Here is a 16232-nt window from a genome sequence, read left to right as displayed (position 1 = left end):
TATTCAAGTTAAAAAATTAATGATTAAGTTAAGATTTATCCTCTATGTAAAAAAAACCATAAGCAAAAAAAAGTCCCTCGAAAGGGACTTATAATTATATATCTAATCTATAGGTTAGTTAGACCCACTTGGAACACCACCTTCTGGGATAGCAACTCCTAGTTTTTTCAATACCAATTCAGTGAATTTATCATCATCTTTGGTGTATAGAAGCACAGGATTATTTCCTACAGAATCAGAGAAAATATGTGTGTAGTTGTTTTCAGCAGCAACAGCATTGATCGCATTGAAGACCTTAGTCTGAACTGGCTCAAGCAACTGCTGAAGTTTTCTTTGGTAAGAAACTTGTGCATCTTGCTCAAATTTCTGAAGCTCTTCTTGCAATTTTCTCAATTCATTTTCCTTTGCAGCTCTAGCGTCTTCTGTCATCGTGGCAGCTGCTTGCTGATAAGTCTGTACTTGTCTTTGGAAGCTTTCACCTTTGGTTTGGATGTTGGTCTGAAGCTGTTGCTGGTAATCTTGAATATCAGCACCGATCTGCTCCATCTCTGGCATCATATCCATAATCAACTCCACATTAGTATACCCAATCTTGATATCCTGGGCCTGTACTACAAATCCTACGCAAAAGATTGCAATTGCAGTTAGGATAAACTTTGCTTTCATCATTTTAATTATAATTTGTTATTTATTTGTTTTCTATTCCTAATTCCTCTAGTACAAACTCCGAGTAATCATGCCTTGGGTCAGTATAGATCAATCCTAAACCAGCTGCCTTGTCAAAAAGCCCAGCTAGACCATTGCGCTTGGCTACTCTATCAATGGCTTCGTAAATTTTGGACTGCAAAGGCTGCATCAACTCTGTCTGCTTTTGATAATACTGACCATTGATTCCAAAGGTTCTATTATTGAAAGCTACAGCTAGTTTCTGCTTATCTTCGATCATTGCCAATCTTTCCTGATACATCTCTTCGGTGAGCAAAACTTCCTCAGCTTTCAATGCACTTCGCATCTCTTTGATCTCCTGTTCCAAATTTTGTGCCTCTTTTTTCCATTGTGTACTGTAAGCCTCTAACTCTTGCTGAACAAGCTTATAATCAGGATGCTTGTTCAGTATAAACTCAGTATCAATGTAGCCCCATTTTTGGGCAATTAGTGGCGTCATACTTGTCATCAAAAACAATACGCCCGACAAAAATAACAATTTCATGCATTTTTCCATGATTACCTGAATTGTTGTCCTATAGTAAAGTGGAATTGTGGTCCAGACCTTACGCCTCTTTGGTTTGGATTGGTAATAAACTCCTCACCAAGTGCGTCAAATCCATAACCCCAATCTATTCCTAGCAATCCAAAAGCTGGCATAAAGATTCTAGCTCCTATACCTGCTGATTTATACAAAGTGAACGGATTATATTCCGCATAAGATCCCCAGTTATTACCTGCCTCTGCAAAACCTAGCAAAAATATAGTAGCAGATGGATTTGGAGATACTAGGAATCGCAGCTCCATCACGTGTTTGTTATAAACGATCCCACCATATGGTACATTTGAGTCTGGATTAAATCTATCAGCTGCACCAGGTGTGAGCACTTGATTTTCATAACCTCTAAGCCCCACTATTTCTTGACCCAGTGCAAAGTTATTGAAAGTCATACCATCACCACCTAACACAAAGCGCTCGAGTGGGATCATTCCGATTCTATTTCCATATGATCCCAAGAAGCCCATGTGTGTCCTGGCACTTAGTACCCATTTATTTGAGCCGAAGACTGGGCTGTAGAATGTCGCATCAAACATCCACTTATGATACTCTAGCCATTTGAATCTCTCTTGATCTGGTGACTCTCTGTCGATGTTTTTGTTCAAAGAGGAATATGGAGGCGTGAATGAAGTAGCAAGGGAAATATTCGAACCCATCCTCGGGTAAATTGGGTTGTCCACATTGTTACGAGAGATAGTAGTATTGAATGTCAAACTATTTGACCTACCTGTCTCATAGCTTAGTCCAAAACTCCTACCAAATCTATCAAAATCATAAACTTGATATTGAAGTGAGTTACTAATCATGAAATAGTCATCTGGCCAGGTTACCCTTTTTGCCAATCCAAGAGTGGCTCCTGTGATCTTGAAAGATCCTCCACTCATCATTTGCGCAGGAGTGAAAGCACCAAAATTCATTTGACGCTGTACAGAGTGATTGAAGCTAAAGCTAAGTGCATTAGGTTTCTTACCACCAAACCATGGCTCAGTCAGAGACACACTATAATTTTGGAAAGACCTACCATTTGCCTGCACTCTCAAAGAAAGCTTCTGACCATCTCCTACAGGTAATGGCCTCCACTTGTCAAAGTTTCTAATATTCTTGATGGAGAAATTATTGAAAACTAAACCGACAGTACCTACGAATCCAAAGAATCCACCCCAACCACCGGAGAGTTCGACTTGGTCATTAGGACGCTCTTCCAATTTGAAAATGATATCCACAGTTGCATCTTCAAAGTTAGGACGCATATCCGGCTCGATATTTTCTGGATCAAAGTACCCAAGCTGAGACAGTTCCCTGATTGTCCTTACAAGGAGACTTCTGTTAAATTTTTGCCCTGGAAGTATCCTGATCTCTCTCATCACCACGTGGTCAGAGGTACGTTCATTCCCTTCGATAGTCACTGAGTTCACGGTCACTTGCGGACCTTCTACGATTCGAAGCTCTATGTCTATCGAGTCATTTTGAACGTTGGTTTCTACAGGATCTATATTGAAAAATAAGTATCCATTATCTTGATAAATTGATGAAATATCATCTCCTTTTTGTGGGTCATAGTTCAACCTTTTATCAAGTTTTTCTTTGTTGTATACATCACCCTTTTCAATCCCTAATTTGGCAATCAAAAGACTGTCTGGATGGATATAATTTCCAACAAAGCTTATATTTCTATAATAGTACTTTTTACCTTCTTCTATTTTTAGACCGACGTTGACTGTATTTTCTGAATACTTATAAAGTGTATCTGAAAGTATTTCCGCATCTCTAAATCCTCTTGCGTTGTAGAAATCAATTACCTTCTTTTTATCATCTTTAAAATCTTTCGCAACAAATTTCGAGGCATTGAAAAAATTCAACTTGAAATTTTTATTGATATAAGTTTTTACTTCTTCATCTGAGACAGGATTGCGATAGACTATAGCTTCTTTGGCAGATTCAGGCGTAGTATTTGTAGCCCTAGAGAATACCTCACGTACAAAGTGCATACGGGGATGTTCTTTTGTCCCTTTGAGCTTCCCTTTGATCTTGCGATCTGAGATTTCCTCATTACCATCTACGATAACTTCATTGATTTTCACCTTGGTCTTGGTGTCGACATCAAATCTAAGCTTGACGCTATTTGGGAGTGTGGTATCTCTTTCTTGAGTTACCTTTACTTCAGTATTCAAAAAACCCTTATCCACGAAATATTGCCTAATATTTCTCTGAGAGGTGTTCAATACATCGTCCCTTACTACTCTACCACGTATTTTAACTTTATCTTTCAGGTCTGATTCTTGAGTTTTGTTTACACCTGAAAACTCCACCTTACTAAACCTTGGTCTTTCGGTCAGATCCAATAACAAATAAATGTCATCCCCCTCTACTTTGGTCACTAAGATCTTGACGTCGCCAATGATACCTTGACCCCAAAGCTTCTTCAATGCATTTGAAATGGCATCACCGGGAACAGTTATTTCATCATCAACCCTCAAACCTGAAAGAGAGATGATGGCAATTTCATCTAGTGTAGCAAGACCTACAGCCTTGATTTCTGCTATCCTATACTTTTTAGGTTTAGAATAATCCAACTCTAGGATATTCACCGGCTTGCTTGAGGTGTAGCGACTTTGACCCAGACGAATCTGAGCCTGCAAAGAGCCTGCAAGCAGGAGAAAAGCTAGGATAAATAAGTACTTCTTCATCAATTTTATTATGATTTAATCTGAGAACCGGTTTTCCCAAACCTTCTTTCTCTGCTTTGATAATCCAGAACGGCCTCTTCAAGGTCCTTTCTCCTGAAGTCTGGCCATAACACATCTGTAAAGTACAGTTCTGTATAAGCCATCTGCCAAAGGAGAAAATTGCTGATTCGCAACTCTCCACTTGTCCTGATCAAGAGCTCAGGATCTGGCATATCTTGTGTATTCAAATGAGAAGCTATTGCTTCTTGATTTACATCTTCTAAGGTCAATTGACCATCGACTACTTTATTGACAAGTTGCTTTACTGCTTGCTCTATTTCCCATCTGCCACTATAGCTCAAAGCCAAGTTTACACGAACGCCAGTATTGTTTTTTGTTTTTTCTACTGTGTTCGCAAGATTCTCTTGCATGCCCTTAGGCAAGCTTTTGATATCTCCGATTGCAGTAAGTCTTACATTGTTTTGAAGCATTCTGGGCAATTCGGATATAAAACTATTGATCATGATCTCCATCAATGCGCTCACTTCATCAGCTGGCCTAGACCAATTTTCTGTAGAAAAAGCGTATAAAGTCACGATTTTGATACCCAAATCATCGGCTGCTTCTATGGTATCTCTCACTGCTGCGAGGGCATTTTTATGCCCAAAAATCCTCATGGCACCTTTTTTCTGAGCCCATCGCCCATTGCCATCCATGATAATCGCTACGTGTTGGGGGATTTTTGCACTATCTATTTTTTCCTTCATTCCGATCAAATCCAAATACGGTATTTTTTTGGAGGTACAAAAATGCTATTTCTTTTTCAATATTCTAACCTATAGGTCAATTAATTAATAGATGTAGCATTTTACAGAGGAAATCGAATAACTTACTGTAATACCTAAAAAATAATACCAGTCACGATCACTCGAGTTGGCTTGATATGGATAATAAATTTGTTCAATTGGTTCAATTTGCCCTGGAGAAGGTCCAGTTCTTCTAAAACTCACACTACCATCTACTCTATCTAATAAATCTGTGAAGGAAGCTCGAAACCCCATCTCCAAAGCAAGACCCCACTTATCTGTCAATTTATATTTCACTCCTGCTCCAAATGGAATGACAGGAACTCCAATACTATACCCCCCTCTATCTGGCTGATCTGGATTGAATCCAAAGCCTCCATTTCCATTGAAATAAGATATTCCTATTCCAAAAAAACCATACGGTGAAAAGCGATTGGGAGATTGTGGGTGCAAATAATCCAAGAAGTGATACTCCATCACAGCCGACAGCTCGAATAGATTACCCTTGAAGTAAGCATCACGAACCAAAGCCACTGGGTCTATTGGGTTGATACTATCAGCAGCACTCAGTCTACCATACGAGAGTCCCACCCTGAGTGACCACACATTGTCAAAATTTCGTCTGCCAAATAACGTTCCTTGAGCCCCAATTCTTCCTTTGTCCAATCTACGAACAAGATCACCTGAGTAAGTCGCCACACCTAATCCTCCTCCAAATTCATATTGTTGCCCATTTACATTTGGTACTGCAAATAGATTCAGGCATCCAAATAACACAAAAATGAAGATCGAATTAAAGTTGACTTTTTTCAAGACGTTGCAATTTATAAAGTACCAAACGATATAAAAACCTACTTTCGTATTTAGGCGGTTAATTTATGTTAAGACTCATTACTATCAAATGATTCTGTACAAAAAAGCCTGATAATCCTAATTGTTTTTAGGTCTATCAGGCATTGCAAATGTACTAATTTTGTTTAGGAGAAAAAATCACTCCTAAATTTTAAATATCTTAAGCTACAGCTTTTACATTCACTTCAATATTTCCTCTTGTTGCTTTGGAATATGGGCATACCTCATGTGCTGCTTCGACTAGTTTTTGAGCAGCTTCCAATGATTCTGCTTGTGGGATTTTGCATATAATATCTACTGCAAGTCCAAATCCACCATTCTCTGTTTTACCAAGATGAGCTTTTACAGTGATCTCAGCATCATTTAGCTTCACACCTTTGGCTACCGCTCCTAATGCTCCGCCAAAACAAGCTGCATAACCTGCGGCAAAAAGCTGCTCTGGATTAGTCTTGCCGCCTTCGCCTCCAATTTCTTTTGGCATGGCTACATCAAAGTCTAGCTGACCATCATCTGTTTTGACATGTCCTTTTCTTCCTCCTGTATTTACGGCGGTTGCGGTGTAATCAATTGTGATTTTTTCCATTTTGTTGTTAAGATTGGTTTAAAGTATCTATTAATTGATGAAGTTGTAATTTGAGTCTATCTAACGATTCTAAATCTATTGTGTTCAATGCCTGTCTTAATTTTTCTGGAATTGTACCAGCCTTGTTTTTTAAAGCTTTCCCTTGAAAAGTAAGCTCTATTTCAACTTTACGCTCATCCTTATCACTGCGAACTCTTTTTATCAGATTGGAAGACTCTAATCTTTTGAGCAATGGGGTTAGCGTTCCTGAATCTAAATGAAGCTTTTTACCTATCACATTCACCGCCAAACCATCTTCTTCCCAAAGAACCAACATGACGAGATATTGAGGATATGTCAGGCCAATAGCCCCCAGAGGCTCGTGGTAAGCTTGAATCAACATTCGTGACGCTGCGTATAAAGGAAAGCATATTTGATTTTCGAGTAAAAGGGCGTCTTTTTTGCTCATCACATCATTTTAATTGTTAACAATTAAATCTACTACAATTTTTATAAGGAACAAAATATAAGTAAAAAAAACTTTGATCAAATAACTCCCCATAGTATATACCCCAAAAGATCCCTGAAAACAAATCCAATAAGGCTTTATCAAGATTCAGGTATTATATCTAATTGGATTCTAATGAATTTTGACCTTGAAGCTAAATTTTATTTGCACAAAACACCTTCTATGGTCTAACTCTGCACAAACTCATTTGTTAAAATCATTTGGTACAGAATGAACATAAACTAAATGACGGTTTAATTTTTCTCCACGAATTACCTATCTTTCTGAAACAAAAAGGAATTCTTTTGAGGTAGATTGTCTGTAAAGATTAAAAAAAATCATGCATGGCATGATAGTGGTTTGTAAATCATTGAACAACTAGAATTTCAAAAACTATGGATAAGGCAAATATTGATCAGATTTTCGATGCTCAAAAATTACAATCACTTAAGCTTAGGACAAGCAGTAAGGCTCAGAGGGTAAAAAAACTTGAAGACTTACAAAACTGGATAGATACAAATCAAGAGGACATTCGAAAAGCAATTTTTTCTGATTTCAAAAAGCCATACACAGAGACCAATATCTCTGAAATTTTTGTGGTCAGTTCTGACATCAAGCATGCCATCAAAAATTTAGGTGACTGGATGGCTCCCCAAAAAGTATCTACCCCACTGACCATGCTTGGAAGCCGTTCTTTTATTGAATATGAACCCAAAGGCGTTTCACTAATCATAGCACCATGGAATTACCCATTCAATCTGTCTATCGGACCACTCGTGTCGGCGATTGCAGCTGGATGTACGGCTATTATCAAGCCCTCAGAGCTCACACCCCATACCTCAGCACTAGTTCGTAGATTGGTGGATGAAGTATTTGAAAATCAAGAAGTAGCAGTATTCGAAGGAGAAGCAGAAGTAGCTCAGTATTTACTTAGCAAGCCTTTTGATCATATTTTCTTTACTGGAAGTCCAGCCATAGGTAAAGTAGTGATGAAAGCAGCTGCAGAGCATTTGAGCTCTGTGACTCTGGAGCTTGGTGGCAAATCCCCAGCTATCATTGACAGCAATACCGACCTCAAAGATGCTGCTGATAAGATCATTTGGGGTAAATTTGTGAATTGTGGACAAACATGCATTGCCCCTGATTACATTCTGGTACAAAATAGTATCACCGAGCAATTCGTCGTAGCATTGACAGATTCCCTCAATAAGATGTACAATCCCAAGGGGAAGGGTATAGAAAAATCAAAGGATTATGCCAGAATTGTAAACAATAAACATTTGCAAAGACTTCATCGCCTTCTAGCAGATGCTACTGAAAAAGGAGCCCGAATCATCACTGGTGGTCAAGTGAATAGCAATGAGAATTATTTTGAACCTACATTACTATCCGATGTGAATGCAAGTATGCTGGTGATGCAGGAAGAGATATTCGGCCCCATACTTCCGATCGTCCCTTACGAAAGCTTGAATGAAGCTATTACTTATGTAAATGCACAGCCAAAACCGCTGGCTTTATACGTCTTTTCCAAATCTTCAGAGATTACGGATGAAGTAATCGCAAAAACTTCCTCAGGAGCTGTAGTGGTAAATGATTGCGTCCTTCACTATTTACAGCACGAACTGCCCTTTGGAGGGGTGAACAATTCCGGAATCGGTAAAGCACATGGCAAATTTGGCTTCCTTGCATTCAGCAACGAGAAAGCAATTTTGAAGCAGAGAATTGGCTTAACAGGTTCCAAACCGCTTTACCCTCCATACGGATTTTCTGCAAAAAAAATCACAAAACTTCTACTTAAATGGTTTTAAAAACTTCATGAAAAAATCCATAATCCTTATTCATTTCCTTTTTATCACATTATACTCTAATTTTTCTTTTAGTCAAGATCGACCTAGAGACATGGGAATACACATAGGTGTACTGAAACCCGGCGAAAACAATGCCATCACTGATGTCGAAGGTGTAAGTGTGGGCCACTTCACCAAAATAGAGGGGGATAATATCCGAACTGGTGTCACGGCGATACTTCCCCACCAAGGCAACATATTTCAAAAAAAAGTGCCAGCGGCAATTTTTGTAGGAAATGGCTTTGGTAAACTGGCGGGAAGTACTCAGGTAGAAGAGCTCGGAAACATAGAATCTCCGATCATTCTTACCAATACACTCAGTGTAGCTGCGGCATTAGAAGGTTTGGTAAAATACAGTCTTAGTCAAGAAGGGAACGAACATATTCAATCTGTGAATGCAATAGTCGGAGAAACAAACGACGGACTTCTAAATGACATCAGAGGGATGCATATCAACAGTAAGGAAGTGGTGAAGGCTATTGATGCGGCTAGAAGTGGGCCAGTAGTAGAAGGAAATGTCGGAGCTGGTACAGGCACTGTATGCTTTGGATTCAAAGGTGGAATAGGAACCGCTTCTCGAAAGCTTCCAATATCTTTGGGAGGATACACCGTGGGTGTACTTGTCCAGTCAAATTTCGGAGGTGTACTTCAGGTAAATGGAACACCAGTAGGAGTTGCTTTGGAACAATATGCTTTCAAAAATCAACTCGAGTCTGCTGATGGCTCATGTATGATCATCGTAGCTACTGATGCTCCTCTGGGAGAGCGAAATCTCAAGAGAATTGCACAAAGAGCCATGCTTGGCTTAGCAAAAACAGGCGGGATAGCTTCTAATGGTTCTGGAGATTATGTCATTGCATTTTCAAATTTTGAAGACAACTTGATTCCGCATCAATCTTCGGATACTTCGATAAAGCGAGAGGAGCTGAGAAATGATGATATGTCGGCACTGTTTCTTGCGACCATAGAGGCCACCGAGGAAGCCATCATCAATTCTTTGTTTGCCGCAGAAGACATGATTGGAAAGGATGGAAGAAAAGTCTCCGCACTACCAGTTCATAAGGTACTCGAACTGATGAAAATCAAAAAAGATTGATTTTGAAAACAACATAATTGAATTTAAGAAGGATAATTTTTTCTATTCTCAATCACCTTAAGAAGGTTGGATTAAAAGGAGTCGATTTACTTTTGATTTGGTCTAAATTGAAAATTAATAATTTGATATACAAAACTTTACTAGTAAAACATACAATGGTCGATTAGGCTTAGCGATGACATGATATGATATTGGATGTACGTTGATAAGGGTAAATAGAATCAGTGATATCAAATAAATTGATAATACCAGTATGGTGGTATATAATCTGTGTTATGAACCTAAGAAATGCTTAAAATACATCTTCTGATTTGAGAACATAGGTTTTGAATGGTTCTTCTTCTTTCTTTCTGAACATTCAAATGCCACCAAAACCAATTTAAACAGGAGCTTGAGTCTTTGATGATATTCATCCATATCACAACTTTTCAATTTGGTTAAGATAATCCTCTGCCTGTTTCAAGATGGCCTCTGCATCTTTCATCTTTGCTAAGGTCCTGTAAGCCATTCCTATTCTTGGGTTTTTCGAAAGTTTCTCTTCATTTCTTGCATAAAAATGCCAGTAAAGACTATTGAAAGGACAAGCTCGATCACCTATTTTTTGATTCTTTTTATAAAAACATGATTCACAATAATTGCTCATTTTGTCGATGTAATTTGCAGAAGAGACATAGGGCTTAGTACCTACAATACCACCGTCTGCAAACTGGCTCATTCCTCTGGTATTGGTAATCTCTACCCATTCGATCGCATCTATGTAAATACCTAAGTACCATTGATCCACCTCATCTGGATCAATACCAGCTAGCAGCATGAAATTTCCTGTAACCATCAGCCTTTGGATATGATGGGCATAGGCCGACTTGAGAGATCCCTCTATCGCATGTTTGAGACAATTCATTTTCGTCTTACCGGTCCAAAAGAACTGTGGAAGTTTTCGTTTATGATCAAAAAAATTGAGCTTTGCAAACCCAGGCATTTCTGCCCAATACACACCTCTCATATATTCTCTCCAGCCGATTATCTGACGAATAAACCCCTCTACCTGAGCCACATCTATCGCATCCTGATGCCTCAGCCAATACTTTTCCACATACTCCACCACTTCAAGCGGTGAAATCATCTTGACGTTCATGGCAAAACTAAGTCTACTATGAAACAGGAAACTATCACCATCATACATGGCATCCTGATATTCGCCAAAGCGAAAAAGAAGCTTTTCACAAAAGTACTTTAGGGCTTCCATAGACTCTTCTCTACTTATTGGCCAATCAAAATTCTTCTCATCAATTTCACCAATTGTCTTGACTCCTTTCGATCGAATCATATTCACGACCGTGTTCACATCTTTAGAAAATGTCTTAGGCTTAACCAGCAAAAGTGGATCTTTGAGTTTGTTTCGGTTTTCATGATCATAGTTCCATTTGCCAGTGAGCGGCTCTTTACCATCCATCAACACATCATGCTTTGATCTCATCGACCTATAGAATGTTTCCATGAGATAGGTTTTTTTACCTTTGAAAAAATCCTTCAAAAATCCCCTTTCCGTTAAAAAATGTTCAGTGTCCACGACTCTAACTGAAAAACTCTTTTTTGATTCTAACTTCTTAGTCAACTCTAAAAGCAGCTGATCAAGACGGTACTCATCAGGCAACTGGTATTCAAACCTATCAAAACCATGTCTATCAATCAGTTTTAGAATATTTTCCTCAAGTTTCTGAGAATTGTCTTGATCATCTAAACTAAAGTAGATTACCTTATGTCCTTGTCTTTCGATAGACTCAGCAAAATTTCTCATCGCTAGAAAAAACCCAACTACCTTTTGAATATGATGATTAGTGTATTCTGCTTCCTGCATCATCTCCATGATCAAGTAAGTCGCATTTTTATCTATCTCACTGAACCAGCTATGATTGGAATTCAATTGATCTCCTAAAATCAGGCGAAGTATTTTTTTCATATACTATTTATTAGAATTAATTGAAGCGATTTTGAGCTTGATTTGTTTTTGGGCTTTTACAAAAAAGTACCTATGTATATATGCAGCCTTGATAATAACTAAAGAAAATATCGTTTCAACTTAGCTTTACTTTTCATTGATAATGATCATTAGCAACTGATTTTGCCAAAAAATTGATACCACTGCTAAAGAAGCATAAAATCAAAAAAATACCTCCACGATTAAGAAAGTGGAGGCAAATAAAATTTAAAAATATCCCTAACCCAAGTTTCTCAATATTTGAAACATGGCATCATGCTAACTCTTCTATCCTGATAATCTCTACCACCGGCTAAAAATGCAAACCTCAAAGAAACCTCATGTGCTCCTCCAGAACTGGCTTGATTAAGCTTGGAAAGTGTATAATCATAACTGTATCCGACATCTAGACCATTACCCAATGAAAATCCAACCAGACCAATCAACGATTCATTATTGGCTGATAGGTCACTGATAGTAGGAAGTCCCCTATACCAAATGCCAAATACTATTGGCTGGAGATTAACTTGAGCTCCAAGATCCAGCTGATTAAAAGGGTCTTGGTGTTTATAATTGAAGGCCAAAAACAACTCTCTAGACCCCATCATATTATTCCTAAACTGTTGTGATGCGCCTTGAGAAAGGTCAAACTTGACACCTCCATGGGCAGAAAGTCTGACAGGCAATTTGGAAATACTCTCTTCCAAAAAAGAAACACTTGGCTGCGTGACATGATGGGCTGACAAACCAAACCATATCAACTCATTGTGAAAAAGCACTCCAAAGTTATAATCTGCAAACCTGTGTCGACCGTCAAAGGCAAGGTTCTCTCCACTGAAATCTCCAATACCGCCATGAGCATCTATTTGACTCCCAAAAATCAATTGACTGAAATCATGGTCACGTGACACCATACTGACCTGTCCCCCAAACCTTAAAAAACTTCTAAATCCTAGTTGCAATCTGTAAGAATAGACCGCTCCTACCTCCATTGTGCTTAAGTGGGACATTGACTCCTGAGTGCCATTCACAATCAATCCTATGCCACTATTCCAGTCAAACAAATAATGATCAATGTATGCTGAGTAAGAATTGAAAGTGTAGCCAAGTCCCGGCCATTGGCTTCGATAGTTGACTCCAACACGAGTCATTTCAGATGAACCTGCAAATGCAGGATTAAGATAGAGAGGTGCTGCATAGAACTGGGAAAACTGTATGTCTTGCGCAACGACGTTGGAGAAGAACATCAAATAAGCAAAAAGGAAAAACAGCTTTCTCATGACCTTACCTAATTAATGTGACCGCACCTGTTTGATGAACCATATCACCTTCTATCGAATGATATGAAATCTTATAGATATAATTGCCTGACGGCAAAAACCTGCCTTTGTGCATCCCATCCCATCCATTAATTTCTAATCCACTTTCTGAAAAAATATGTTCTCCCCATTGATTAAAAATATCCATTTGAAAATGCTTAATACGTTTCATTACAGGTTTCAAAATGTCATTTAATCCGTCACCATTTGGACTAAATGCGTTAGGCATCACGGCTATACTCAGATGGGAACTTACCTGGACTGTATTGGTTTCAGTCACAGAGCATCCATATATGTCGTAAGCAGTCAATCTCACATCGTATGACCCAGCTTTGCCATAACTGTGCACAGGATTCAAATCTTTACTCTGATAACCATCACCAAAATCCCATTCCCAAGACAGATAATCATGAGCTATAAAACTTGAAAAAGCAATGCTGTCATTTACAAAAATCTCATCTCCGTATTCAATAGATGACTTCAAGAACTCAAAGCCTATTTTACGTGACTCGTATTCCTCTGGAAAATCAGTTCGAATCTGGTCAAAAACAACGCAACCGTTGGCATCAGTCACCTCAACCAGAATTTCAGAACTAGCATAAAACTTAAATTCACGACTGTTCGATTCTCCATTGTTCCAATTGAAAGAGTACGGAGGCCTACCTCCTTCGATATCGATCCATAAAATGCCATAATATGCTCCATTCTCACAATCCACTTCAATGGAACTATCAATTTTTGCTAATAATGGTTCAGATGCTATTGCATCAATTTTAATATCTTTACTAACTGTGCATCCAGCAGCATCAGTAACTTGAACAGTATAAATACCTGCGGATAGTTTTTTTAAATCTTTGGTAGTAGGTCCGTGTGACCATTGAAAACTATACGGTGCTTGACCTCCAGAAACATCCAGATCTATAGAAGCTGTATACTCAAGCCCACAATTACTTCCATACACAGCTTCATCTATCCTAATACCCACATTATCTGTCTCTATAGAAAATGACACTGCTGTACTACAATTGAAGATATCAAAAACCGTGACAGTATAATCGCCCGGAGGAAGGTCCTTGGCTTCAAACTTATCCACCAGACCGTGGCTCCACACCACCCTATATCCACCTTCGCGACCGAGTGCAACATTTATCTTTGCAGAACCATTTCTGCTACTAGCACAAGTAGCATTTTTCGTCTGAATAGCTCCCAAGACCAAAGGAAAAGGCGGTTGAATAATGATTTGTTCAGTGATTTGAGTTCCATTGGAATCTGTAATGTAGACCGTATAAGTCCCCGCATTCAGATTGACTCGACTTGGGTTTGTGTCGTTATTGTTCCACCTAAAAGTATACGGAGGAACTCCCCCCTGCACATCCAAGTCTATACTACCACGATCATGATGAGAACAAAGTGCTAATTTACCAGACACGAAAACCTCCAGATTTCCAATTCCAGTTTGCTTTGAAACCAAAGATTGATTATTTGAGGTTTGTATATTCAAATTTTGGGAAAAAGCTTCAGGTAAGTGAAACGTATTGATCATGATCAATAAAATCCAATAATAGCTATCATATTTAATCCTTCTATGCTTCATAAATTGGGTTTTCGGCAAAATTTCAAGGACTATATTTTGAACTTGACAACCAAATTTTTGTAGTAAACAATTTGGAATATTATATTATGTTTTTTATAAATACCAAAATGATATTCTACAGATAAGAGGTTTTAAATTAAAATATGGAATTACATCCTGAAATTCAAAAAAAATAGTCTATGATTTTCAAAATAATTTTATTAAAAAAATTATACTAATCACAAAATAATGCATGTTTCAAAAAACAGATCATAACCAGCTTTTTTATAGTTCTGAAAATTAAAGGAGCTACATATTCTTTATCACAAATCATGGGTTAATAAAAAATCCCATCAAAAAAACCCGGCATTTAAACCGGGTCTTTCAAAATAATTACTACTACTAGGGAATATCTAATGAGGATCAAACCCCAATTGTAAAACTACGACTAAATAAAATTAGTTCAAAAACATTCTTTAAATATAAACGACTAATTTGCTGTATTTAAACTCTTTAGATCATAGTCCAATGTCTACTTGATGACGCAATATATCATCAAATGTCTCACGCTCTCTGATTAGGTGATCCTTACCATTCAGGATCAAAACCTCAGCAGGTTTAAGTCTTGAATTATAGTTTGAAGCCATGCTGAAACCATATGCACCTGCATTTTTGATAGCCAATATGTCTCCTTCAGAAACTGATGGCAGCTTCCTATCAGCTGCTATGGTGTCTGTCTCACAAATATATCCTACTATCGTATACACATGCTCCTCACCTCCAGTATTGCTCACATTAATCACTCCATGATAAGCATCGTACATCATAGGTCTGATAAGGTGGTTCAGACCAGAGTCTACACCTACAAAAGTGCTCACTGGAGTAGACTTAATTACATTTGCCTTTACCAGTAGGAAGCCTGATTCACTGACTATAAACTTCCCTGGCTCAAACCAAATCTCAAGATCTTCTCCATAAGATTTACAAAAGTTTTTGAAAGCTTCGGAAACCTTTTGACCTACTTGTATAATATCGGTAGTGATATCACCATCTTTGTATCCTACCTTGAATCCACCTCCAAAATCCAAGAACTTCAACCCAGAAAACTCACTAGCAGCATCAAATAAAATCTCTGCCCCTTTCAAGAACACTTCTGCTTCTAGAATGTCTGAACCTGTATGAACATGCAGCCCCGCCACATCTAATCCATAGGTCTCTACTACCTTCAGCACATGCTTAAGTTGCAAAATGGAGATCCCAAATTTGCTATCAATATGACCAACGGAGATCTTGGCATTTCCTCCAGCCATGATGTGTGGATTCAATCTGATACAGATAGGCACTGTCTCTCCATATTCAGCACCAAAATGCTCCAACATAGGAATATTATCAATATTGATCATCACGCCGATACTGACAGCTTCCTTGATCTCTTCAAAGGAAACACAATTTGGTGTATACATGATGTCCTGAGGATCAAAACCAGCATGTAGTCCTAATTTTACTTCCTCTATCGAAACAGCATCTATCCCAGCCCCAGTTTGCTTCAAAAGTTTCAATATATTGATGTTTGAAAGTGCTTTTGTCGCATATTTGATCTTCAGCTTTACCTCACTGAATGCTTGCTGCATCAGTTTGACTTGATCTTGAATCTTGGCACCATCATATACATAGACAGGTGTTCCATATTTTTGGGCAATGTGATCTAGAGGCAAGCCCTGGATCTGATAGGTGTTATTGATTAATTCCATGATTTTGAAT

General features: G+C 38.3%; 13 protein-coding genes. 2 read left to right on the top strand and 11 right to left on the bottom strand.

Annotated features, from left to right (window positions below):
- Positions 1-114 precede the first annotated feature (114 nt).
- The 7 genes from MM214_RS12080 to MM214_RS12050 all read right to left on the bottom strand — a co-directional run bounded on the left by MM214_RS12080 (position 115) and on the right by MM214_RS12050 (position 6619).
- Positions 115-669: an OmpH family outer membrane protein gene (locus MM214_RS12080; RefSeq protein ID WP_241295797.1), complete on the bottom strand. Its 555-nt coding sequence runs from the start codon at positions 667-669 to the stop codon at positions 115-117.
- Between the two features lie 19 nt (positions 670-688).
- Positions 689-1222 (bottom strand): OmpH family outer membrane protein, encoded by a 534-nt coding sequence (locus MM214_RS12075; protein WP_241295795.1) that lies wholly within the window; start codon positions 1220-1222, stop codon positions 689-691.
- Positions 1223-1224: 2 nt separating this feature from the next.
- Entirely contained in the window at positions 1225-3951 is a 2727-nt protein-coding gene (locus tag MM214_RS12070; RefSeq protein WP_241295793.1) for a BamA/OMP85 family outer membrane protein, read from the bottom strand.
- 8 nt (positions 3952-3959) lie between these two features.
- On the bottom strand, positions 3960-4697 hold the full coding sequence (locus MM214_RS12065) for an isoprenyl transferase (protein ID WP_241295792.1): 738 nt from the start codon (positions 4695-4697) through the stop codon (positions 3960-3962).
- An 84-nt stretch (positions 4698-4781) separates the two neighbouring features.
- Positions 4782-5549: a type IX secretion system protein PorG gene (gene porG / locus MM214_RS12060; RefSeq protein WP_241295791.1), complete on the bottom strand. Its 768-nt coding sequence runs from the start codon at positions 5547-5549 to the stop codon at positions 4782-4784.
- Positions 5550-5748: 199 nt separating this feature from the next.
- Positions 5749-6171: an organic hydroperoxide resistance protein gene (locus MM214_RS12055; RefSeq protein WP_241295789.1), complete on the bottom strand. Its 423-nt coding sequence runs from the start codon at positions 6169-6171 to the stop codon at positions 5749-5751.
- A gap of 7 nt (positions 6172-6178) precedes the next feature.
- On the bottom strand, positions 6179-6619 hold the full coding sequence (locus MM214_RS12050; protein ID WP_241295787.1) for a MarR family winged helix-turn-helix transcriptional regulator: 441 nt from the start codon (positions 6617-6619) through the stop codon (positions 6179-6181).
- 434 nt (positions 6620-7053) lie between these two features.
- Between MM214_RS12050 and MM214_RS12045 the strand changes: the two genes are divergently transcribed.
- Both MM214_RS12045 and MM214_RS12040 read left to right on the top strand, forming a co-directional pair.
- The gene (locus MM214_RS12045; protein WP_241295785.1) at positions 7054-8466 is read left to right on the top strand and encodes an aldehyde dehydrogenase family protein; all 1413 of its coding nucleotides are present in this window, start codon (positions 7054-7056) and stop codon (positions 8464-8466) included.
- Positions 8467-8473: 7 nt separating this feature from the next.
- Entirely contained in the window at positions 8474-9601 is a 1128-nt protein-coding gene (locus MM214_RS12040) for a DmpA family aminopeptidase (RefSeq protein WP_241295783.1), read from the top strand.
- Between the two features lie 418 nt (positions 9602-10019).
- On the opposite strand, the gene MM214_RS12035 is transcribed toward MM214_RS12040, so the two are convergent.
- From MM214_RS12035 to lysA, 4 genes are all read right to left on the bottom strand, one after another.
- On the bottom strand, positions 10020-11561 hold the full coding sequence (locus tag MM214_RS12035; RefSeq protein ID WP_241295781.1) for a cryptochrome/photolyase family protein: 1542 nt from the start codon (positions 11559-11561) through the stop codon (positions 10020-10022).
- Between the two features lie 272 nt (positions 11562-11833).
- Positions 11834-12859: a PorP/SprF family type IX secretion system membrane protein gene (locus MM214_RS12030; RefSeq protein ID WP_241295779.1), complete on the bottom strand. Its 1026-nt coding sequence runs from the start codon at positions 12857-12859 to the stop codon at positions 11834-11836.
- Between the two features lie 4 nt (positions 12860-12863).
- Positions 12864-14492: a T9SS type B sorting domain-containing protein gene (locus MM214_RS12025; protein WP_241295777.1), complete on the bottom strand. Its 1629-nt coding sequence runs from the start codon at positions 14490-14492 to the stop codon at positions 12864-12866.
- A 497-nt stretch (positions 14493-14989) separates the two neighbouring features.
- On the bottom strand, positions 14990-16222 hold the full coding sequence (lysA, locus tag MM214_RS12020) for a diaminopimelate decarboxylase (protein ID WP_241295775.1): 1233 nt from the start codon (positions 16220-16222) through the stop codon (positions 14990-14992).
- Positions 16223-16232: the final 10 nt, after the last annotated feature.

This window comes from Belliella kenyensis, assembly GCF_022549675.1.
GTDB classification, from domain to species: Bacteria; Bacteroidota; Bacteroidia; order Cytophagales; family Cyclobacteriaceae; genus Belliella; species Belliella kenyensis.
This window is presented reverse-complemented; position numbering and strand designations above follow the sequence as displayed.

What these genes read in the sequence shown, in the direction of transcription:
- MM214_RS12080 (WP_241295797.1), bottom strand. Translation starts at nt 669, where the DNA reads ATGATGAAAGCAAAGTTTATCCTAACTGCAATTGCAATCTTTTGCGTA.
- MM214_RS12075 (WP_241295795.1), bottom strand. Translation starts at nt 1,222, where the DNA reads ATGGAAAAATGCATGAAATTGTTATTTTTGTCGGGCGTATTGTTTTTG.
- MM214_RS12070 (WP_241295793.1), bottom strand. Translation starts at nt 3,951, where the DNA reads ATGAAGAAGTACTTATTTATCCTAGCTTTTCTCCTGCTTGCAGGCTCT.
- MM214_RS12065 (WP_241295792.1), bottom strand. Translation starts at nt 4,697, where the DNA reads ATGAAGGAAAAAATAGATAGTGCAAAAATCCCCCAACACGTAGCGATT.
- MM214_RS12055 (WP_241295789.1), bottom strand. Translation starts at nt 6,171, where the DNA reads ATGGAAAAAATCACAATTGATTACACCGCAACCGCCGTAAATACAGGA.
- MM214_RS12050 (WP_241295787.1), bottom strand. Translation starts at nt 6,619, where the DNA reads ATGAGCAAAAAAGACGCCCTTTTACTCGAAAATCAAATATGCTTTCCT.
- MM214_RS12045 (WP_241295785.1), top strand. Translation starts at nt 7,054, where the DNA reads ATGGATAAGGCAAATATTGATCAGATTTTCGATGCTCAAAAATTACAA.
- MM214_RS12040 (WP_241295783.1), top strand. Translation starts at nt 8,474, where the DNA reads ATGAAAAAATCCATAATCCTTATTCATTTCCTTTTTATCACATTATAC.
- MM214_RS12035 (WP_241295781.1), bottom strand. Translation starts at nt 11,561, where the DNA reads ATGAAAAAAATACTTCGCCTGATTTTAGGAGATCAATTGAATTCCAAT.
- MM214_RS12030 (WP_241295779.1), bottom strand. Translation starts at nt 12,859, where the DNA reads ATGAGAAAGCTGTTTTTCCTTTTTGCTTATTTGATGTTCTTCTCCAAC.
- MM214_RS12025 (WP_241295777.1), bottom strand. Translation starts at nt 14,492, where the DNA reads ATGAAGCATAGAAGGATTAAATATGATAGCTATTATTGGATTTTATTG.
- lysA (WP_241295775.1), bottom strand. Translation starts at nt 16,222, where the DNA reads ATGGAATTAATCAATAACACCTATCAGATCCAGGGCTTGCCTCTAGAT.